Annotated in this window: 16 protein-coding genes; 12 read left to right on the forward strand and 4 right to left on the reverse strand. The window is 72.9% G+C overall.

Going from position 1 to position 19,273, the window contains the following annotated elements:
* The first annotated feature begins 494 nt into the window (after positions 1–494).
* Positions 495–1,406 (forward strand): tetratricopeptide repeat protein, encoded by a 912-nt coding sequence (locus AAW13_RS46780; RefSeq protein ID WP_420855473.1) that lies wholly within the window; start codon positions 495–497, stop codon positions 1,404–1,406.
* An 84-nt stretch (positions 1,407–1,490) separates the two neighbouring features.
* On the opposite strand, the gene AAW13_RS17095 is transcribed toward AAW13_RS46780, so the two are convergent.
* Positions 1,491–2,774, reverse strand: coding sequence for a DUF1015 domain-containing protein (locus AAW13_RS17095; protein WP_046729027.1), 1,284 nt, complete (start codon positions 2,772–2,774; stop codon positions 1,491–1,493).
* Between the two features lie 85 nt (positions 2,775–2,859).
* Here AAW13_RS17095 and AAW13_RS17100 point away from each other — a divergent pair, with 85 nt between their 5' ends.
* The 4 genes from AAW13_RS17100 (at position 2,860) to AAW13_RS17115 (ending at position 7,020) form a co-directional block, all read left to right on the forward strand.
* A complete protein-coding gene (locus AAW13_RS17100) occupies positions 2,860–3,888 on the forward strand; it encodes an HAD-IIA family hydrolase (protein WP_046729026.1) in 1,029 nt (342 codons plus the stop codon).
* Between the two features lie 209 nt (positions 3,889–4,097).
* Positions 4,098–5,141 (forward strand): FecCD family ABC transporter permease, encoded by a 1,044-nt coding sequence (locus tag AAW13_RS17105; protein WP_046729025.1) that lies wholly within the window; start codon positions 4,098–4,100, stop codon positions 5,139–5,141.
* Positions 5,138–6,175 carry a FecCD family ABC transporter permease gene (locus AAW13_RS17110; RefSeq protein ID WP_046729024.1) on the forward strand — a complete coding sequence of 346 codons (1,038 nt, stop codon included), beginning with the start codon at positions 5,138–5,140 and terminating at the stop codon, positions 6,173–6,175. Before AAW13_RS17105 ends, AAW13_RS17110 begins: the two co-directional genes overlap by 4 nt.
* Positions 6,172–7,020 carry an ABC transporter ATP-binding protein gene (locus tag AAW13_RS17115; RefSeq protein ID WP_063777056.1) on the forward strand — a complete coding sequence of 283 codons (849 nt, stop codon included), beginning with the start codon at positions 6,172–6,174 and terminating at the stop codon, positions 7,018–7,020. The genes AAW13_RS17110 and AAW13_RS17115 overlap by 4 nt, the downstream gene beginning before the upstream one ends.
* Here AAW13_RS17115 and AAW13_RS17120 read toward each other — a convergent pair.
* The gene (locus tag AAW13_RS17120) at positions 7,004–7,351 is read right to left on the reverse strand and encodes an SCP2 sterol-binding domain-containing protein (RefSeq protein WP_046729023.1); all 348 of its coding nucleotides are present in this window, start codon (positions 7,349–7,351) and stop codon (positions 7,004–7,006) included. The genes AAW13_RS17115 and AAW13_RS17120 overlap by 17 nt on opposite strands.
* Before the next feature lie 42 nt (positions 7,352–7,393).
* Here AAW13_RS17120 and AAW13_RS17125 point away from each other — a divergent pair, with 42 nt between their 5' ends.
* The 5 genes from AAW13_RS17125 to AAW13_RS17145 all read left to right on the forward strand — a co-directional run bounded on the left by AAW13_RS17125 (position 7,394) and on the right by AAW13_RS17145 (position 12,811).
* Positions 7,394–7,708 carry a hypothetical protein gene (locus tag AAW13_RS17125; RefSeq protein ID WP_046729022.1) on the forward strand — a complete coding sequence of 105 codons (315 nt, stop codon included), beginning with the start codon at positions 7,394–7,396 and terminating at the stop codon, positions 7,706–7,708.
* Positions 7,709–7,715: 7 nt separating this feature from the next.
* Positions 7,716–8,531: a TlyA family RNA methyltransferase gene (locus AAW13_RS17130; protein ID WP_046729021.1), complete on the forward strand. Its 816-nt coding sequence runs from the start codon at positions 7,716–7,718 to the stop codon at positions 8,529–8,531.
* Entirely contained in the window at positions 8,528–9,433 is a 906-nt protein-coding gene (locus tag AAW13_RS17135; RefSeq protein WP_046729020.1) for an NAD kinase, read from the forward strand. The genes AAW13_RS17130 and AAW13_RS17135 overlap by 4 nt, the downstream gene beginning before the upstream one ends.
* Positions 9,434–9,631: 198 nt before the next feature.
* Positions 9,632–11,350 carry a DNA repair protein RecN gene (gene recN / locus AAW13_RS17140; protein ID WP_046729032.1) on the forward strand — a complete coding sequence of 573 codons (1,719 nt, stop codon included), beginning with the start codon at positions 9,632–9,634 and terminating at the stop codon, positions 11,348–11,350.
* Between the two features lie 324 nt (positions 11,351–11,674).
* Positions 11,675–12,811 (forward strand): glycosyltransferase family 4 protein, encoded by a 1,137-nt coding sequence (locus AAW13_RS17145; protein ID WP_046729019.1) that lies wholly within the window; start codon positions 11,675–11,677, stop codon positions 12,809–12,811.
* 5 nt (positions 12,812–12,816) lie between these two features.
* On the opposite strand, the gene AAW13_RS17150 is transcribed toward AAW13_RS17145, so the two are convergent.
* Both AAW13_RS17150 and AAW13_RS17155 read right to left on the reverse strand, forming a co-directional pair.
* Positions 12,817–14,469 carry a PucR family transcriptional regulator gene (locus tag AAW13_RS17150; protein WP_046729018.1) on the reverse strand — a complete coding sequence of 551 codons (1,653 nt, stop codon included), beginning with the start codon at positions 14,467–14,469 and terminating at the stop codon, positions 12,817–12,819.
* An 80-nt stretch (positions 14,470–14,549) separates the two neighbouring features.
* Complete coding sequence (locus AAW13_RS17155) at positions 14,550–16,352, reverse strand: glycoside hydrolase family 15 protein (RefSeq protein WP_046729017.1); 1,803 nt, start codon at positions 16,350–16,352, stop codon at positions 14,550–14,552.
* Positions 16,353–16,869: 517 nt separating this feature from the next.
* Between AAW13_RS17155 and AAW13_RS17160 the strand changes: the two genes are divergently transcribed.
* Both AAW13_RS17160 and AAW13_RS17165 read left to right on the forward strand, forming a co-directional pair.
* Entirely contained in the window at positions 16,870–18,558 is a 1,689-nt protein-coding gene (locus AAW13_RS17160; RefSeq protein ID WP_046729016.1) for a CTP synthase, read from the forward strand.
* An 86-nt stretch (positions 18,559–18,644) separates the two neighbouring features.
* Positions 18,645–19,271 carry an NUDIX domain-containing protein gene (locus AAW13_RS17165; RefSeq protein WP_046729031.1) on the forward strand — a complete coding sequence of 209 codons (627 nt, stop codon included), beginning with the start codon at positions 18,645–18,647 and terminating at the stop codon, positions 19,269–19,271.
* Positions 19,272–19,273 lie beyond the last annotated feature (2 nt).

A 19,273-nucleotide genomic window follows, 5' to 3' on the forward strand; every position in this document is an offset into this window, starting at 1 on the left:
ACGACCGGCGCGATGACCGCCGTGACGACCGTCGCGACGACCGCGGTGACCGTCCTGCCTTCCGCCGCGACGACCGCGACGACCGCGGTGGGTACGGCCGTCGCGACGACCGCCGTGACGACAACCGTGGTGGCGGTGGCTACCCGCGCCGTGACGACAACCGCTCCGGCGGCGGCTACCCGCGCCGTGACGACAACCGCGGTGGCGGCTTCCGCAGGGACGACCGACGCGACGACCGTCGAGATGACCGCCGTGACGACCGCGGACGTGACGACCGCGGACGTGACGACCGGAGCCGCGGCCCTCGTCGGGACGACAGCCGTGGTGGCGGTGGCTACCCGCGCCGTGACGACAACCGCGGCGGTGGCTACCGCAGGGACGACCGCCGTGACGACCACCGCGGAGGCGGCGGCTACGGCCGGCGCGACGACAACCGGGGCGGCTTCCGCGGCCGCGACGACCGGGACCGTGACCGTGACCGGGACCGCGAGCCGATCAAGCGGCTGCCGATCCCGGAGGACGTCACCGGCGACGAGATCGACAAGGACGTACGGCAGGAACTGCTGAGCCTGCCCAAGACGCTCGCGGACGACGTCGCCAGGAACCTGGTGATGGTCGCGCGGCTCATCGACGAGGACCCCGAGGGCGCCTACGGCTACTCCAGGGTGGCTCTGCGGCTGGCGTCCCGTGTCGCCGCCGTGCGCGAGGCCGCCGGTTTCGCCGCCTACGCGAACCAGAAGTACTCCGAGGCCCTCGCCGAGTTCCGGGCGGCGCGCCGCATGACCGGCAACGTGGACCTGTGGCCCGTCATGGCCGACTGCGAGCGTGGGCTCGGCCGGCCGGAGAAGGCGCTGGACATGGCCGGCGCCCCCGAGGTGCACAAGCTCGACAAGGCCGGACAGGTCGAGATGCGGCTCGTCGCGGCCGGCGCGCGGCGTGACATGGGTCAGCTGGACGCGGCGATCGTGACGCTGCAAAGCCCCGAGCTGGCGTCCAGCTCGGTCCAGCCGTGGACCGCCCGGCTGCGGTACGCCTACGCCGACGCCCTGCTGGCCGCCGGCCGGGTCGACGAGGCACGGGAGTGGTTCGCCAAGGCCGTCGAGTCCGACCGGGACGGCAGCACGGACGCCTCCGACCGGCTGGCCGAGCTGGACGGGGTCGAGTTCCTCGACGCCCTCGACGCCGACGACGAGATCGAGGCCGACGTAGAGGACGACGCGGCCGTCGACGCGGACGACGCGGCCGTCGACGCGGTCGACGTGGCCGAGGACGAGGCAGACGTGACCGTCGCCGACGACGAGGCCGGCGTGACCGTGGCCGACGACGGGGCTGAAGTCGGGGGCCCCGCCAAGGAGACGGCCGCCGACGCGTCCGACGAGAACGGTGCGGGCACCGAGCGCGACTGATCTCGGCGCCCGCCACGACGGCGGGAGACGACAACAGGGGCAGGCTCCGATCCGGAGCCTGCCCCTTCCGCGTGCCGTGGGCTTTCAGACGTCGAGAGCCCGCAGCACCAGTCCCGATGCCGGCTTCGGGCCGAAGGACGTCGATTTGCGGGGCATCGTCACGCCCTGGAGGGCCAGGTCGCGGACGACGTCCTCGCGGACCGGGTGCATGAGGACGGCCGTGCCGCCGTCCCGTTCGGCCTTGGCGACCGTCGCCGCCGTGTCGTGGATGTAGGCGATGTGCGCGGGCGAGTCCTCGGGGATGTGCCAGACGTGTTCGAGGAGCGTGGTGTGCAGGACGGTGGCGTCCAGGGTGCGCCAGGCGGTCGGCCGGTCGGCCGGGATCGTGCGGGCCAGCAGGTCCGGGTCGGGACGGTCGAGCAGGTGGAACGTGCCGTCACCGGCCAGCAGGAACGCGTTGCCGGCGCAGGCCGCGTCCGCGAGGGCCTCCAGGGCCTTCGGCAGCGGGACGTCGAGCCGTCGTACCCGGAAGTGGCCCTCGACGGCCGTGAGTGCGTCCGCGACCGGCAGGCCGTGCAGCAGACGGTGGATGGCACGGACGCGCAGCGGATAGCGGGCGGTGTCCACGAGGAGGACCAGGCCGTAGTCCCAGGGGCTGGGGGAGGCGTGCTCCGCGCGTAGACGCAGATAGGTGGCCCAGCGATGGTGACCGTCGGCGATCAGTGCCTGGTGGTGGGCCAGGTCCGACTGGACGCGGGCCACCTCGGCGGGGTCGGTGATCGACCACAGGCGGTGGTGGAAGCCGTCCTCCGTGGTGGTGGCGAGGAGCGGGGGGCGGTCGGCGACCGTCTCGACGACCTCCGCGGTCGTGCCGTTGCCCCGGTAGGTCAGCAGGAGGGGTTCGAGGTTCGCGGAGGTGGCGCGCATCAGGGCCGCGCGGTCCGCGACGACCGGGGGCATGACCTCCTCGTGCGGCAGCACCACGCCCTCCGAGGGCTCCGAGACCCGCAGGGCGCCGATGACCCCACGCTGGAGCATGCCGTCGTCGTCGCGCTGCTCGTAGACGTAGAGTCCGGGTTCGGGGTCCGTGGCGAGGACGCCCTCGGCCTGCCAGCGGATCAGGGTGTCCGCCGCCTGTTCGGTACGGGCGCTCGGGGTACCGGCCTGGGGGAGGATGAGGCGGACGATGTTGTGCGGGTCCGCGGACTGGAGATGGTGCACTCCGTCGGGGCGTACGACGACGTCGTAGGGCGGGGAGGTGACGGCCGCCAGGCTGCCGACCCGGTCGGGGTCGTAGCGGAGGCCTCGGAACGCGGTGAGTTCCAGGCCTCGGCGCTCCGTTGCTTCCGAGTGACCTGCTGTGTTCATCCCGGCATCGTACGTGTGTCAGTGGCGTGCGGGATGATCGACGGTGAAAGGCGGGTCGACCGAGAGTGACAAGGAGCGATGGGGCATGAGCCAGGGCGTCAGGACTGGTCCCGAGGGCAGCGGAAAGGCTCTGAGCACGGCGTACGACACGGCGTTGCTCGATCTTGACGGGGTGGTGTACGCGGGCGGCAGTGCCATCGCGCACGCCGTCGAGTCGCTGGAGGTGGCCCGGTCGGGCGGCATGCATCTGGCGTACGTCACCAACAACGCGCTGCGCACGCCGGACGCGGTGGCCGCGCATCTCACGGAGCTGGGGATCCCCACGGGGGCCGATGACGTCATCACCTCGGCGCAGGCGGTCGCGCGGCTGATCAGCGAGCAGGTGCCGGCGGGGGCGCGGGTGCTGGTGATCGGCGGCGAGGGGCTGCGGGTCGCGCTGCGGGAGCGCGGGCTGGAGCCGGTGGAGTCCGCCGACGACGATCCGGCGGCGGTCGTGCAGGGATTCGGCGGTCCGGACCTGCCGTGGGGGCGGTTCGCGGAGGCGTCGTACGCGGTGGCGCGCGGGGTGCCGTGGTTCGCCTCCAACACCGATCTGACGATCCCCAGCGGGCGGGGGATCGCGCCGGGCAACGGCGCGGCAGTGGAGGTCGTCCGGATCGCGACGGGCGCCGAACCGCAGGTGGCGGGCAAGCCGCTGCCGCCGATGCACCGGGAGACCATCCTGCGGACGGGCGCGAAGCGGCCGTTGGTGGTCGGGGACCGGCTGGACACGGACATCGAGGGCGCGTTCAACGGCGGGGTCGACTCGCTGCTGGTGCTGACCGGTGTCACCGACGGGCCGCAGCTGCTCGCCGCGCCGCCGCAGCACCGGCCGACGTACGTGGACGCCGATCTGCGGGGGCTGCTCACCGGGCAGCCGGAGGTGAGCGCGGCGCGCGACGGATTCCGGTGCGGGGGGTGGACCGCCACGGCCGGAGCGGAGGAACTGGAGCTGACGGGCGACGGCGATGCCCTGGACGGGCTGCGGGCATTGTGCGCGGCGGCCTGGACGACGGCCGGGGACGGCTCGTGCGGGCTGGACGGAGGCAAGGCACTGGCGCGGCTCGGACTCTGAACGGCGGGAGCGCGCCCCGGACTCTGAACGGCGGGGCGCGGCTCGGACTCTGAACGCCGGGGGCGCGCCCCGGACTCTGAACGGCACTGGCGCGCCCCGGACTCTGAGCGGCGGGGTACGGCCCTGACTCGGAACGGCCGGGCGCTGGGCCGGTGCTGAGTGCGGGGCCGGTCTCGAAGCCGAATGCGAGGGTAGGCTAACCTAACCTCGTGTTGGTCGACAGTCCCCCCGAACAGCGCGCGGAGACCGCCCCCGCGCCCCCGACCCGCCGGGCGATACGGGCCCTCGGCCTCCTCGGCTCCGTCGTGATCCTGCTGCTCGTCGCCCTGGCGAGCATCGCGATCGGGGCGAAACAGCTGCCGTTGGACCAGGTCTGGCACGGCCTGTTCCACAACACGGGCACGTACGGGGACGTGGTCGTAGACGAGCGTCTGTCGCGGACCGTTCTCGGTCTGCTGGCCGGTGCCGCTCTGGGCCTGTCCGGCGCGGTGCTCCAGGCGCTCACCCGCAACCCGCTCGCCGACCCGGGGCTGCTCGGCATCAACGCGGGCGCGTCGGCGGCCGTGGTCACCGCCATCACCTTCTTCGGCGTCACCTCGCTGAACGGCTATGTGTGGTTCGCGTTCGCGGGCGCGGCCCTGGTGGGTGCCCTCGTGTGGTTCCTGGGCGGCAGCCGGGGCGCCACCCCGGTACGGCTCGCACTCGCCGGTACGGCGATCAGCGCGGCCCTCTACGGCTATCTCCAGGCCGTGATGATCACGGACGGCGCGGCGCTCAACAAGCTGCGTTTCTGGACGGTGGGTTCACTGGCCTCGGCGAGCGACGCGACGATCGCGCAGGTGCTGCCGTTCCTGGCGGCCGGCACCCTGCTCGCCCTCGGTCTGGCCCGGCCGCTGAACGCGGTGGCGATGGGCGACGACACCGCCCGCGCCCTCGGCGCGCACCTGGGCCGCACCCGGGCCCTCGCCATGCTCGCCGCCACCGTGCTGTCCGGCGCGGCCACCGCGGCCTGCGGTCCGATCGTCTTCGTCGGCCTGATGGTCCCGCACGTGGTGCGCTCCTTCACCGGCCCCGACCTGCGCTGGATCCTGCCGTACGCGACGGTTCTGTCGCCCGTGCTGCTGCTCGGCGCCGACGTCGTCGGCAGGATCGTCGCCCGTCCTTCGGAGCTCCAGGTCGGCATCGTCACCGCGATCATCGGCGGGCCGGTCTTCATTCTTCTCGTACGACGGCGGAGGACGGCCCAGCTGTGAGGAACACGCGTACCCTGCGCACTCCCGGCGGGCTCTCGCTGCGGGCGGATGTCCGCGCGCTGGTCGTCGTGGTGGCGCTGCTGCTGGCCGCGGCCGCCGCGAGTGTCGTGCTGATCGGCACCGGCGACTTCCCGATCTCCTTCGGTGACGTGCTGAGGACGCTGGCCGGCAACGGCACCGCGGGACAGGACTTCATCGTCAACGAACTGCGGCTGCCCCGGGTCCTGGTGGGCCTGCTGGTCGGTGCCTCGCTGGGCCTCGGCGGCGCGCTGTTCCAGTCGGTCTCCCGCAACCCGCTGGGCAGCCCGGACGTCCTGGGCCTCTCCCAGGGCGCCACGTCCGGCGCGCTCGTCGTGATCGTGCTGATGTCCGGCGGCGCCGCCCAGGTCACCGTCGGCGCGCTGACCGGCGGACTGCTGACCGGCGCCGGCATCTATCTGCTGGCCTGGAAGCAGGGCGTGCACGGCTACCGTCTGGTCCTGGTCGGCATCGGGGTCTCCGCGATCGTCACGGCGGTCAACGGCTACCTGCTCACCAAGGCCGACCTGGTCGACGCCACCCGCGCGGTCGTCTGGATGACCGGTTCCCTCAACGGCCGGGACTGGAGCCAGGTCTGGCCGCTGCTCGCGCTGTGCGCCGTCCTCGTCCCGCTGGTCCTGGCCAACGCCCGGGCCCTGCGGATGACGGAGATGGGCGACGACGTGGCGTACGCGCTCGGAGTGCGGGTGGAGCGGGTGCGGCTGCTGCTGATGGTGTCGGCCGTGCTGCTGACCGCGGCCGCCACCGCCGCCGCCGGTCCCGTCAGCTTCGTGGCGCTCACCGCGCCGCAGCTCGCCCGCCGCCTGACCCGCTCGCCCGGCCCCAACCTGGTGGCCTCCCTCTGCATGGGTGCCGCCCTGCTCGTCACCGCCGACTGGGCCTCCCAGCGCGCCTTCGGCGCCGACCAGTTGCCCGTGGGCGTGGTCACCGGCGTCCTCGGCGGGGTCTACCTGCTGTGGCTGCTGGTCACCGAGCGGAAGGCGGGCCGGATATGAGCGCGATCCCCACCGGCGAGACGAACAACCCGAGGAGCACTGTGAACCGTCTGTCCGCCGAGAACGTCACGCTCGCCTACGACCAGCGTGTCATCGCCGAGGAGCTGTCGGTGGAGATCCCCGACCACTCCTTCACGGTGATCGTCGGCCCCAACGCATGCGGCAAGTCGACGCTGCTGCGTGCCCTGTCCCGGATGCTCAGGCCGAGTCAGGGCCGGGTGCTGCTCGACGGGCAGGTCATCCAGTCGATGCCCGCGAAGAAGGTCGCCCGTACCCTCGGCCTGCTCCCGCAGTCGTCCGTCGCGCCCGACGGCATCACCGTCGGCGACCTGGTCGGCCGGGGCCGCTACCCGCACCAGGGGCTGCTGCGCCAGTGGTCCGCCGAGGACGAACGGGTCGTCCAGGAGTCGATGGAGCGGACCGGGGTCGCCGAACTCGCCGACCGGTACGTCGACGAGCTCTCCGGGGGGCAGCGCCAGCGCGTCTGGATCGCCATGGCGCTGGCCCAGCAGACCCCGCTGCTGCTCCTCGACGAGCCGACCACCTATCTGGACATCCAGCACCAGATCGACGTCCTCGACCTGTGCGCGGAACTCCACGAGGAGCAGGGGCGGACACTGGTCGCCGTGCTGCACGACCTCAACCACGCGGCCCGGTACGCCACCCACCTGATCGCGCTCCGGGGCGGCCGGGTGATCGCCGAGGGCGCGCCGAACGACATCGTCACCGCCGAGCTGGTGCGGGAGGTGTTCGGGCTGCGCTGTCAGATCATCGAGGACCCGGAGACGGGCACCCCGCTGGTGGTGCCCGCCGCGCGGAGGACGAGGGTCACAGCAGCTTCCTGAGCCGGAACAGGTCCAGCAGGTTCGCCTCCAGCCTCACCCGGCCCGAACCCCAGGCCCCGGCGAAGTTCAGCTCGCCGTCGACCAGGGCGACCAGGTCGTCACCGGCCATGGCGAGTCTTATCTGCGCCTTCTCCCGCGGTGGTCCGGGGAACGTGTCCTCGACGTCGATCCGGCCGCCGGTGAGCCGGCCCGCGAAGGTGACGTCCAGGTCGGTGACATGGCAGCTGACCGTGCGGTCCATGGCTGCGGCCGCCCGGACGTCGCCCTCGGCGCCACCCATGTTGTGCGAGAGCTTGTCGAGTGCGGCGCGGCACTCCTCGATCGTGGCCATCGCGATCGACGGTACCCCAGCGGTTCGAGGTAGCGTCGGGGCATGACCGACTCTGTGCCCGAGGGCCAGGCGGCGGAGGCGGCGGAACCGGATCCGGTCGCGGTACCGGTCGAACCCGAGTACGACCCCGCCGCCCCCGCCCCGATCGACGTGCCCCGCACCCCCACCGGCGACGCCGAGGTCGACGCCCGGCTCGACCGGCTGGCCGACGCCGACCACCTCGCCACGGACGGGCATCTGGAGGTGTACGAGGATGTACACCGGGGCCTGCGCGACGCGCTCACCGCGCTCGACACCCGCCCGGGACCTCCGGGGCCCCCGGTGCCCGCACCGTCGTACCACCAGAGCAGGAGCTGAACCCACCGTGGCAGGAGTCGCACGTCGCCGTCTGGACGCGGAGCTGGTCCGGCGGAAGCTGGCGCGCTCGCGCGAGCACGCCAGCCAGCTGATCGCCGCCGGGCGGGTCTCCGTCGGCAAGACCGTCGCGACCAAGCCGGCCACGCAGGTGGAGACCGCCGCGGCGATCGTCGTGCAGAGCGACGACGGTGATCCCGAGTACGTGTCCAGGGGCGGGCACAAGCTCGCGGGCGCGCTGGAGGCGTTCGTGCCGCGGGGGCTCGTGGTGGCCGGGCGGCGGGCGCTGGACGCCGGCGCGTCGACCGGCGGGTTCACCGATGTGCTGCTGCGGGCGGGGGCCGCGCACGTCGTCGCCGTCGACGTCGGGTACGGCCAACTCGCGTGGTCTTTGCGGAGCGATGAACGCGTCACCGTCAAGGACCGTACGAACGTACGCGAGTTGACGCTTGAAGCGATCGATGGGGAGCCTGTGGATCTTGTCGTGGGTGATCTGTCCTTCATCCCGCTCGGGCTGGTGCTGCCGGCCCTGGCGCGGTGTGTGAAGCCGGACGCCGACCTGGTGATGATGGTCAAGCCGCAGTTCGAGGTGGGCAAGGAACGACTGGGCAGCGGGGGAGTCGTACGGAGTCCGCAGCTGCGCTCGGAGGCCGTGCGGGGGGTTGCCGAGAAGGCGTGGGAGCTGGGGCTAGGGGTGAACGGTGTCACCGCGAGTCCGCTGCCCGGGCCGTCCGGCAACGTCGAGTACTTTCTGTGGCTGCGGGCCGGCGCACCCCAGTTGGATCCGGCCGATGTTGACCGTGCAGTGGCGGAGGGGCCGCGTTGACACAGAACCGAGCTCGTACTGTTTTCCTCCTCGCCCACACCGGGCGGCCCGCTGCGATCCGCAGCGCCGAACTCGTGGTCAAGGGGCTGCTGGCGGCCGGGGTCGGCGTACGGGTCCTGGACTTCGAGGCCGCGGACCTGCCGCTGCCCGACGAGGTCGAACTCGTCGAGGAGGCCTCGCCGCACAGCCTGGACGGCTGCGAGCTGCTGATCGTGCTCGGCGGTGACGGGACGCTGCTGCGCGGTGCCGAGTTCGCGCGCGCCTCCGGGGTGCCGATGCTCGGCGTCAACCTCGGCAGCGTCGGGTTCCTCGCGGAGGCCGAGCGGGACGACCTGGACAAGGTCGTCGACCGGGTGGTGAGCCGGGCGTACGAGGTCGAGGAGCGGATGACCGTCGACGTCGTCGTGCACCGCAACGGGGACATCGTGCACACGGACTGGGCGCTGAACGAGGCGGCCGTGCAGAAGGCGGGCGCCGAGAAGCTCCTCGAAGTGGTGCTGGAGATCGACGGGCGGCCGGTGACGGGGTTCGGCTGCGACGGGATCGTGCTGTCGACGCCGACCGGGTCCACGGCGTACGCGTTCTCCGCGGGCGGGCCGGTGGTGTGGCCGGAGGTGGAGGCGCTGCTGATGGTGCCGATCAGCGCGCATGCGCTGTTCGCGAAGCCGCTGGTGACGTCGCCGGACTCGGTGCTGGCGGTGGAGGTGCTGCCGCACATTCAGCCGGGCGTGTTGTGGTGTGACGGGCGCCGGACCGTCGAGTTGCCGCCGGGGGCCCGGGTGGAGGTGCGGCGGGGGGCGGTGCCGGTGCGACTGGCGCGGCTGCATCACGCTTCGTTCACGGACCGGCTGGTGGCGAAGTTCGCGCTGCCCGTTTCCGGATGGCGGGGGGCGCCGAACTAGCGATTCGAAGGGGGCGGCGGGGAGCGCCGAACTAGCGATTCGAAGGGGGCGGCGGGGAGCGTCGGCGAGTGCGGGTGATCCAGGGCTTGTCGCGCAGTTCCGCGCGCCCCTTCGAGGCGCTTCTCCACTCGGCCGGGTGACAGGGTGCCTCGCGCTTCTCGTGTCGTACCTCGTAAGGTCTTCTCCGTGCTGGAAGAGATGCGGATACGGTCCCTCGGAGTCATCGACGACGCCGTCGTCGAGCTGTCGCCCGGGTTCACCGCCGTCACCGGTGAGACCGGTGCGGGCAAGACCATGGTGGTCACCAGCCTCGGGCTGCTCCTCGGCGGGCGGGCGGACCCCGCGCTCGTACGGATCGGGTCCGAGAAGGCGGTCGTCGAGGGGCGGGTCACCGTGCCTCCGGGCGCCTCCGCGGGCGTGCGGGCCGAGGAGGCCGGTGCCGAGCTGGACGACGGGGCGCTGCTGATCAGCCGTACCGTTTCCGCGGAGGGGCGCTCCCGGGCGCACCTGGGCGGGCGGAGCGTGCCCGTGGGGCTGCTCGCGGAGCTCGCCGACGACCTGGTGGCCGTGCACGGGCAGACCGACCAGCAGGGCCTGCTGAAGCTGTCCCGGCAGCGCCAGGCCCTCGACCGGTACGCGGGCGACGGCGTCGCCGTACCGCTCGCCAAGTACGGCGAGGCCTACCGGCGGCTGCGGGCCGTGGCGGTGGAGCTGGAGGAGATCGTCACCCGCGCGCGTGAACGGGCCCAGGAAGCCGACCTGCTGCGCTTCGGGCTCGACGAGATCGCGGGCGTCGAACCGCGGGCCGGCGAGGACGTCGAGCTCGCCGAGGAGGCCGAACGGCTCGGCCACGCCGAGGCGCTGTCGTCGGCCGCGACCGCCGCGCACTCCGCGCTCGCGGGCAACCCCGAGGACCCCGAGGGCATCGACGCGGCCACCCTCGTCGCGGGCGCCCACCGGGCCCTGGAGGCCGTCCGGTCCCACGACCCGGCGCTGGCCGCGCTCGCCGACCGGATCGGCGAGATCGGGATCCTGCTGGGCGACGTGGCCGGGGAGCTGGCCGGCTACGCCGACGACCTGGACGCCGATCCGCTGCGGCTCGCGGCCGTGGAGGAGCGGCGGGCCGCGCTCACCGCGCTGACCCGGAAGTACGGGGCGGACATCGGCGCGGTGCTGGCCTGGGCCGAGCAGGGCGCCGCACGGCTCACCGAACTCGACGGCGACGACGAGCGGATCGACGAGCTCACCGCCGAGCGGGACGCGCTCCGGGTCGAACTGGGCGGGCTCGCCCAGGCGCTGACCGACGCGCGGGCGGAGGCCGCCGAGCGGTTCGCCGCCGCCGTCACCGCCGAGCTGGGCTCGCTCGCGATGCCGCACGCGCGGGTTTCCTTCGCGATCCGGCAGACCGAGGACCCGGAGGGCGTCGAGGTCGGCGGCCGAACGGTGGCCTACGGCCCGGCGGGCGCCGACGAGGTCGAACTGCTCCTCGCCCCGCACCCCGGCGCCCCGCCCCGCCCGATCGCCAAGGGCGCCTCCGGCGGTGAGCTGTCCCGCGTGATGCTCGCGGTGGAGGTCGTCTTCGCCGGCACCGACCCGGTCCCGACGTACCTCTTCGACGAGGTCGACGCGGGGGTGGGCGGCAAGGCGGCGGTCGAGATCGGGCGACGGCTGGCGAAGCTCGCGAAGTCCGCGCAGGTGGTCGTGGTCACCCACCTTCCTCAGGTGGCCGCCTTCGCCGACCGGCAGTTGCTGGTCGAGAAGACCAACGACGGCACGGTCACCCGGTCCGGCGTGAAGGTCCTGGAGGGCGAGGAACGGGTCCGGGAGCTGTCCCGGATGCTGGCCGGCCAGGAGGACTCGGAGACGGCCCGGGCGCACGCGGAGGAACTGCTGGCGACGGCCCGCGCGGACCGCTGACGGAGCGCGGGACGGCCGGCGGGACAGGACCCGCCGTCCGACTCCGCGCCCCGGCCCGCCGGGCCTCCCCGTCCTCTTGGCCCACCCTCGGCCGCGGCTCCTCCGCCGCGGCCTTTTCGTCACTCTCCCGGGTGACACGCTCCGGCGCATTGCCCCGGCCCGCCTCGGTATGTGCCGTCCCGGCGTACGCGGAACACCCTTGTCTGCTGGCATCCTTGACGAGGACGCGGTGTCCGGGGGAGGCGCGCGCGGCGATGTCCTCGGCCCGATACCTTCTGTACGTTCCCTCGTGACCGCCCCACGCCGAACCAGGAGCCCGGCCGCGTGAGCCCCCTGAGCAGCAACGCACCGCACGGCCTGTCGCCCCTGCGCACCGTGCAGGTGCTGGGCGGCGGCAACGCCGGCAGCAGCGCACATGTGCGTTCGCTGGCCGCCGGCCTCGTCGCGCGGGGTGTGCGGGTCACGGTGTGCGCCCCCGCCGAGGCCGATCGTGCCTACGACTTCTCCGGCGCCGGCGCCGACCACGTGCACGTGCCGCGCAGCAGCGACCCGGGGTCGGTCGCCGCGCTCCGTGCGGCCTGCGCGGACGCCGACCTGGTGCACGCCCACGGCCTGCACGCCTCCTTCCGCGCGGTGCTGGCGCTGAGCGGCCGTACCACCCCGCTCGTCGTCACCTGGCACAACCGGGCGCACGCCGAGGGCGCCCGCGCGCATCTGCTGCGGATGCTGGAGCGGCGGGTGGTGCGGACCGCGGCGGTGGTCCTCGGGACCACGTCCGACCTGGTGGACCGGGCGCGCCGGACCGGTGCCCGGGACGCCCGGCTCGCCGCCGTGGCGCTGCCCGGCCCGCGGCCGCCCGTGGACCAGGACGACGGGGAGGGGCTGCGGTCCAAGGTGCGCGCCGAACTCGGTTCCATGGGGCGGCCGTTGCTCATGGCCGTCGGCTCTCTCGACCGGCACCGCGGATACGACGTGCTGCTGGACGCGGCCCACGCCTGGCGCCGGCTCGATCCGGTACCGCTGCTCGTCATCGCGGGGGAGGGCCCGCTGCGCACCGAGTTGCAGCGGCGGATCGAGGACGAGGAGCTGCCCGTCCGGCTCATCGGCCGCCGCGACGACGTCACCGAACTGCTCGCCGCCGCCGATCTCGCGCTGCTGCCCAGCCGTTGGGAGTCCCGCTCGGTCCTCGCCCAGGAGGCCCTGCACGCGCGCGTACCCCTGGTCGCGACGGCCGTCGGAGGCGTCCCCGACCTGGTCGGCGACGCGGCCGAACTCGTCCCCTCCGGCAACGCGCCGGCCCTGGCCGCCGCCGTCGTACGGCTGCTCGGCGACCCCGGCCGCTGCGCGGAACTGCGGGAGAAGGGCGCCCGGCAGGCGGCCGGCTGGCCGACGGAGGACGAGACGGTGGCCCAAGTCCTCAGCGTGTACGACGAGTTGACCCAGCCCCGGCCGCTGCCCTGAGAGGCCTACGGGACGTGCCGGCGGGCTCGCAGGGCCAGGCTCAACGCCAGGACCGCCTGCGGGTCGTCGAGGTCCGTGCCCAGCAACTCCCCGATCCGGGCGAGGCGGTTGTAGAGGGTCTGGCGGTTGAGATGGAGTTCGCGGGCCGTCTCCGCCTTGCGGCCGGCATGCGCGAGATAGGTCTCCAGGGTGGGCAGCAGCGGCGGCCTGGAACGGTGGTCGTGGTCGCGGAGCGGACCGATCGCGCGGTCCACGAAGGCCGCGAGGTCGGGATGGTCGCGCAGCCGCCACAGCAACAGGTCGATGTCGAGGCGGCGGGCGTCGTACCAGGGGCGGTCGGAGAGCCCCTGGGCGGCCGTCGCCGTCTCCGCGGCGTGCCGCAGCCCCGCCGAGGCCGCCGCCCAGCCGCCGGCCACGCCGACCACCACGACCGGCGGAGCGGCCCCGGGGCGCTGCATCCCGGCGCGCTCCACACCCGCCCGCAGCGCCGCCGCGACCCGGTCCGCGACCGTCGTCCGCTCCGCCTCCGAGCGCAGGCCCAGCAGCAGCGGCACCCGGCCCTCCACCGGCCGCACGCCCAGCAGCACCGGGACCCCCACGGCCGCCAGCTCCTCGCCGACCGCGCGGGCCAGCACGGCCCAGCCGCCACCCGGGGAGCCCGGGGAGAGCGAGTCGCCGACCCGCATGACCACCGGCAGCAGCGGACTGCTGCCGGGTTTGAAGCCGAGGACCCGGGCCTGCGCCGGGGCGTCCTCCGCGGTGATACGGCCCTCGGCGAGGTCGGTCAGGAAGTCGCCGCGCCCGCGGGCCGCCAGCTCCTCCTCCTGGCGGGCCTGCATCAGCACGACGGCCAGGATGCCCGCGGCGCGTTCGGCGGCGATGCGATGGACGGGGGCGAGCGGGCCGCGCACGGGGAGCAGGGCCAGCCGGGCGCGCACCGAGCCGTTGCCCGGCCCGCCGCCGGGCACGTCCACCAGGACCGCCCCGGCCGGCGGCGGCACGTCGCCCCGCTGGCCGCGCAGCCCCTCCCACACCTGGAGCGGGTCCGCGCCCTCGGGCCCCGCCCCGGCGGCGTACAGCAGCTGGCCGTCGGGGGTCTCCAGGAAGACCGGGTTACCGCAGAAGTCGGCCAGGATGACGAGTACCTGCGGCACCCCGCCGCCGCTCAGCAGGGCCTCGGTGCAGCGGCGGTGCACCTCCTCGGCGCGCTGGAGGAGCGTGTAGTGGTGGTTGACGATCTCGGTGTGGATCTCCTCCGTGACCGTCACGAAGGGCACCTCGCGGTGCAGCACCACGAGCGGCAGCCCGGTCGACCGCGCGGTGTCGACCAGGGTGGCGGGCAGCCGGGAGAAGCGCGGGCCCAGCTCCACCACCAGGGCGGCGATGCCCCGCTCGGCGAGGGTGCGCACGAACGCCCGCTGGTCGGTGGGGCGGGTGCCCAGCCCGTAGCCGGTGGTGAGCAGCAGCTCGCCGCCCTTCAGCAGGGAGGCGATGTTCGGCACCTCGCCGGTGTGCACCCAGCGCACGGTCCGCCCCAGCCGGTCGGCACCGGCCAGGATCTCCGGGAGCCCGCTGCGCAGCCCGGGCAGCTCCAGTGCCCGCTGCACGGTGATCCCGGCGCCCTGGGTGTCGAATCCGCTCCCCGTCCCGCTGTCCATGCAGCGGACGCTACCTGGGCGGACGCCCTCCCGGCACCTTCGGATTCCGTACCCGAAGGCGCCCGGCCGCCGCCCGGCGGCTAGCCCCCGTACGCCCCGGAGGCCGTCAGCCGCAGCGCGGTGTCGATCAGCGGCACGTGGCTGAACGCCTGCGGGAAGTTGCCCACCTGCCGCTTCAGCCGCGGATCCCACTCCTCCGCGAGCAGCCCGAGGTCGTTGCGCAGGGCGAGGAGCTTCTCGAAGAGCTTGCGGGCCTCGTCGACGCGGCCGATCATCGCGAGGTCGTCGGCCATCCAGAACGAACAGGCCAGGAAGGCGCCCTCGTCGCCGGGCAGGCCGTCCACGCCCTCCTCGCCGCCCGAGGTCGGGTAGCGCAGGATGAAGCCGTCGGAGGTGGACAGCTCGCGCTGGATCGCCTCGATGGTGCCGATGACCCGCTTGTCGTCCGGCGGCAGGAACCCCATCTGGGGGATGAGCAGCAGCGACGCGTCCAGCTCCTGCGAGCCGTAGGACTGCGTGAAGGTGTTGCGCTCCTTGTCGTAGCCCTTCTCGCAGACGTCCCGGTGGATGTCGTCGCGCAGTTCCTTCCAGCGCTCCAGCGGGCCGTCCGCGTCCCCGGACTCGATCAGCTTGATGGTGCGGTCCACCGCGACCCAGGCCATCACCTTGGAGTGCACGAAGTGCCGGCGCGGCCCGCGGACCTCCCAGATGCCCTCGTCGGGCTCGTCCCAGTGGTCCTCCAGGTAGCGGATGAGCTTCAGCTGGAGCAGGGAGGCGTAGTCGTTGCGGGCGAGGCCGGTCATGTGGGCCAGGTGCAGGGCCTCGGTGACCTCGCCGTAGACGTCCAGCTGGAGCTGGTGTGCCGCGCCGTTGCCGACCCGGACCGGCGCCGAGCCCTCGTAGCCGGGCAGCCAGTCCAGCTCGGCCTCGCCCAGCTCGCGCTCGCCCGCGATGCCGTACATGATCTGGAGGTTCTCGGGGTCGCCCGCGACCGCGCGCAGCAGCCACTCGCGCCAGGCGCGGGCCTCCTCGCGGTAGCCGGTGCGCAGCAGCGAGGACAGCGTGATCGCCGCGTCGCGCAGCCAGGTGTAGCGGTAGTCCCAGTTCCGGACGCCGCCGATGTCCTCGGGGAGCGAGGTGGTGGGCGCGGCGACGATGCCGCCCGTCGGGGCGTACGTCAGGGCCTTCAGCGTGATCAGCGAGCGGATCACGGCCTCGCGGTAGGGGCCGTGGTACGTACAGTGCTCGACCCAGTCCCGCCAGAACTCCTCGGTCGCCTCCAGCGACTGCTCGGGCTCGGGCAGCGGCGGCGGCTCCTTGTGCGAGGGCTGCCAGGAGATGGTGAACGCGATCCGGTCGCCGGGGGCCACCGTGAAGTCGGCGTAGGTGGTCAGCGACTTTCCGTAGGTCTCCGCGGAGGTGTCGAACCACACCGAGTCGGGGCCCGCGACGGCGACCGTACGGCCGTCGTGCTTGTGCACCCAGGGGACGACCCGGCCGTAGGAGAACCGCATCCGCAGCACCGAGCGCATCGGGACCCGGCCGGTGACGCCCTCGACGATGCGGATCAGCTGGGGCGCGCCGTCACGCGGGGGCATGAAGTCGGTCACCCGGACGGTGCCGCGCGGGGTGTCCCACTCGGACTCCAGGATCAGCGAGTCGCCGCGGTAGGTGCGGCGGGCCGCGGTCGGCGGCTGGGAGTCGGCCGCGTGCGCCGGGCCGAGCCGCCAGAAGCCGTGTTCCTCGGTGCCGAGCAGACCGGCGAAGATGGCATGCGAGTCGAAGCGGGGCAGGCACAGCCAGTCGACTGTGCCGTCCCGGCAGACCAGGGCAGCGGTCTGCATGTCTCCGATGAGTGCGTAGTCTTCGATGCGCCCGGCCACGTGCAACTCCAGTCGAACGGCCACGTCACCCCCCGGGCATACGGGGGGCTGTCGCTAGTGCGGTCAAGGGGGGTTGTTGTTGTGCGTCGTTGAGCGGTGAAGCAAAGCAGCCCGCCATGCCCTGAGGCAAAACGACAGTCATAGCTCAACGAACTGCCAAGCTCTCGTTGTTCCGGGAGATACGGGCGGGGGTGTGCCGTCTTTTCCGGCCGGGCTCGGCAGCGAGTGTCCGAGCAGGATACGACGCACGTAGATGATCTGCGCGCCGCTCCGGGCAACCCGTGTGAGCCGAACGGGTGAGCGCCGAGTGAAAACCCGGTGACCAGGACCCCACATCCGTGCCGACCTGGGTACGGAACGTGGTCGGAAGCCATCTCTCCGCGGCGCTGATACCCTGGTAGCCCGTGGACCGGTGGGCACGAAACCCCCGAACCGCAGCGACGGCACCACCCCGGAACCGACCGGGCGGCAGCCGTACCGCACGACAGATCGCGACCACGGGAGCCCCCTCTTGGCCATGCCGCCGCATGCTTTTCGGAACAGCACAGCTACGACGACCAAGCACATCTTCGTCACCGGGGGTGTCGCCTCCTCGCTCGGCAAGGGGCTGACCGCCTCCAGCCTGGGCATGCTGCTCAAGGCCCGCGGCCTGCGTGTCGTGATGCAGAAGCTCGACCCGTACCTGAACGTCGACCCGGGCACGATGAACCCCTTCCAGCACGGTGAGGTGTTCGTCACCAACGACGGCGCCGAGACCGACCTGGACATCGGCCACTACGAGCGCTTCCTCGACCGCGACCTGGACGGCTCCGCCAACGTCACCACGGGTCAGGTCTACTCCACGGTGATCGCCAAGGAGCGGCGCGGCGAGTACCTGGGCGACACCGTCCAGGTCATCCCGCACATCACCAACGAGATCAAGCACCGCATCCGGCGCATGGCCACCGACGAGGTGGACGTCGTCATCACGGAGGTCGGCGGCACGGTCGGCGACATCGAGTCGCTGCCGTTCCTGGAGACCGTCCGCCAGGTCCGCCACGAGGTCGGCCGGGACAACGTCTTCGTGGTCCACATCTCGCTCCTGCCCTACATCGGCCCCTCCGGCGAGCTGAAGACCAAGCCCACCCAGCACTCCGTGGCCGCCCTGCGAAACATCGGCATCCAGCCGGACGCGATCGTGCTGCGCTGCGACCGCGAGGTGCCGACCGCCATCAAGCGCAAGATCTCGCTGATGTGCGACGTGGACGAGGCCGCGGTCGTCGCCTGCCCGGACGCCCGCTCGATCTACGACATCCCGAAGACCGTGCACGGCGAGGGCCTGGACGCCTATGTCGTCCGCAAGCTGGACCTGCCGTTCCGTGACGTGGACTGGCGGACCTGGGACGACCTGCTGGACCGCGTCCACAACCCCGACCACGAGATCACCCTCGCGCTGGTCGGCAAGTACATCGACCTGCCCGACGCCTACCTCTCGGTCACCGAGGCGCTGCGCGCCGGCGGCTTCGCCAACCGGGCCCGCGTGAAGATCAAGTGGGTCACGTCGGACGACTGCAAGACCCCGGCCGGTGCCGCCGCCCAGCTCGCCGACGTCGACGGCATCTGCATCCCCGGCGGCTTCGGCGACCGCGGTGTGCTCGGCAAGGTCGGCGCCATCCGCTACGCCCGCGAGAACCGGATCCCGCTGCTCGGCCTCTGCCTGGGCCTCCAGTGCATCGTGATCGAGGCCGCGCGCAACCTGGCCGACATCCCGGACGCCAACTCCACCGAGTTCGACTCCGCCACCGGCCACCCGGTCATCTCGACCATGGCCGAGCAGCTGGACATCGTCGCAGGCGAGGGCGACATGGGCGGCACCATGCGGCTCGGCATGTACCCGGCCAAGCTGGCCGAGGGCTCCATCGTGCGCGAGGTGTACGACGGCAAGGAGTACGTGGAGGAGCGGCACCGGCACCGCTACGAGGTGAACAACGCCTACCGCGCGGAGCTGGAGAAGAAGGCGGGCATCCAGTTCTCCGGCACCTCCCCGGACGGCAAGCTCGTCGAGTACGTCGAGTACCCGCGGGACGTCCACCCGTACCTGGTCGCCACCCAGGCCCACCCGGAGCTGCGCTCCCGCCCGACCCGCCCGCACCCGTTGTTCGCGGGCCTGGTGAAGGCGGCCGTCGCGCGTCAGCAGGCCGAGGGCGAGCAGGCGAATTCGAAGTAACACACCAGTTGTACGGTGGCCGGGGTGCATACCTTCAAAGGGTGGGCACCCCGGTTTCATCTGTGCACTTCGAAGGGCGGCAGGGCATGACGATCAAGGACACCCCCGAGGAGTGGGAGATCCGCGCGACGGAGACCCCCTTCGTGGGCAACAAGACCTCCGTCCGCACGGACGAGGTGGTCATGCCCGACGGCTCGGTGGTCCGCCGTGACTACCAGGTCCACCCCGGCTCGGTCGCCGTCCTCGCCCTGGACGAGGAGGACCGCGTCCTGCTCATCCGCCAGTACCGGCATCCGGTCCGGCAGAAGCTCTGGGAGATCCCGGCCGGGCTGCTCGACGTCCCGGGCGAGAACCCGCTGCACGCCGCCCAGCGCGAGCTGTACGAGGAGGCGCACGTCAAGGCCGAGGACTGGCGGGTGCTGACCGACCTGTACACCACCCCCGGCGGCTGCGACGAGGCCGTACGGGTCTTCCTCGCCCGTGATCTGGCGGAGGCCGAGGGCAACCGGTTCGAGTCGGAGCACGAGGAGACCGACCTGGAGTACGCGCGCGTGCCGGTAGACGAGCTCGTCCGGCTGGTGCTGGCCGGCGACGTGCACAACACGTGCCTGGTGACGGGCGTGCTCTCACTGGTCGCCGCCCGCACCGGCGACGGTCTGGACGCCCTGCGCCCGGCCGACGCCCCTTGGCCGGCCCGCCCCTTCGAAGCCTGACC

It is taken from the genome of Streptomyces humi (genome assembly GCF_001005085.2).
In the GTDB taxonomy this organism is placed as follows: Bacteria; Actinomycetota; Actinomycetes; order Streptomycetales; family Streptomycetaceae; genus Streptomyces; species Streptomyces humi.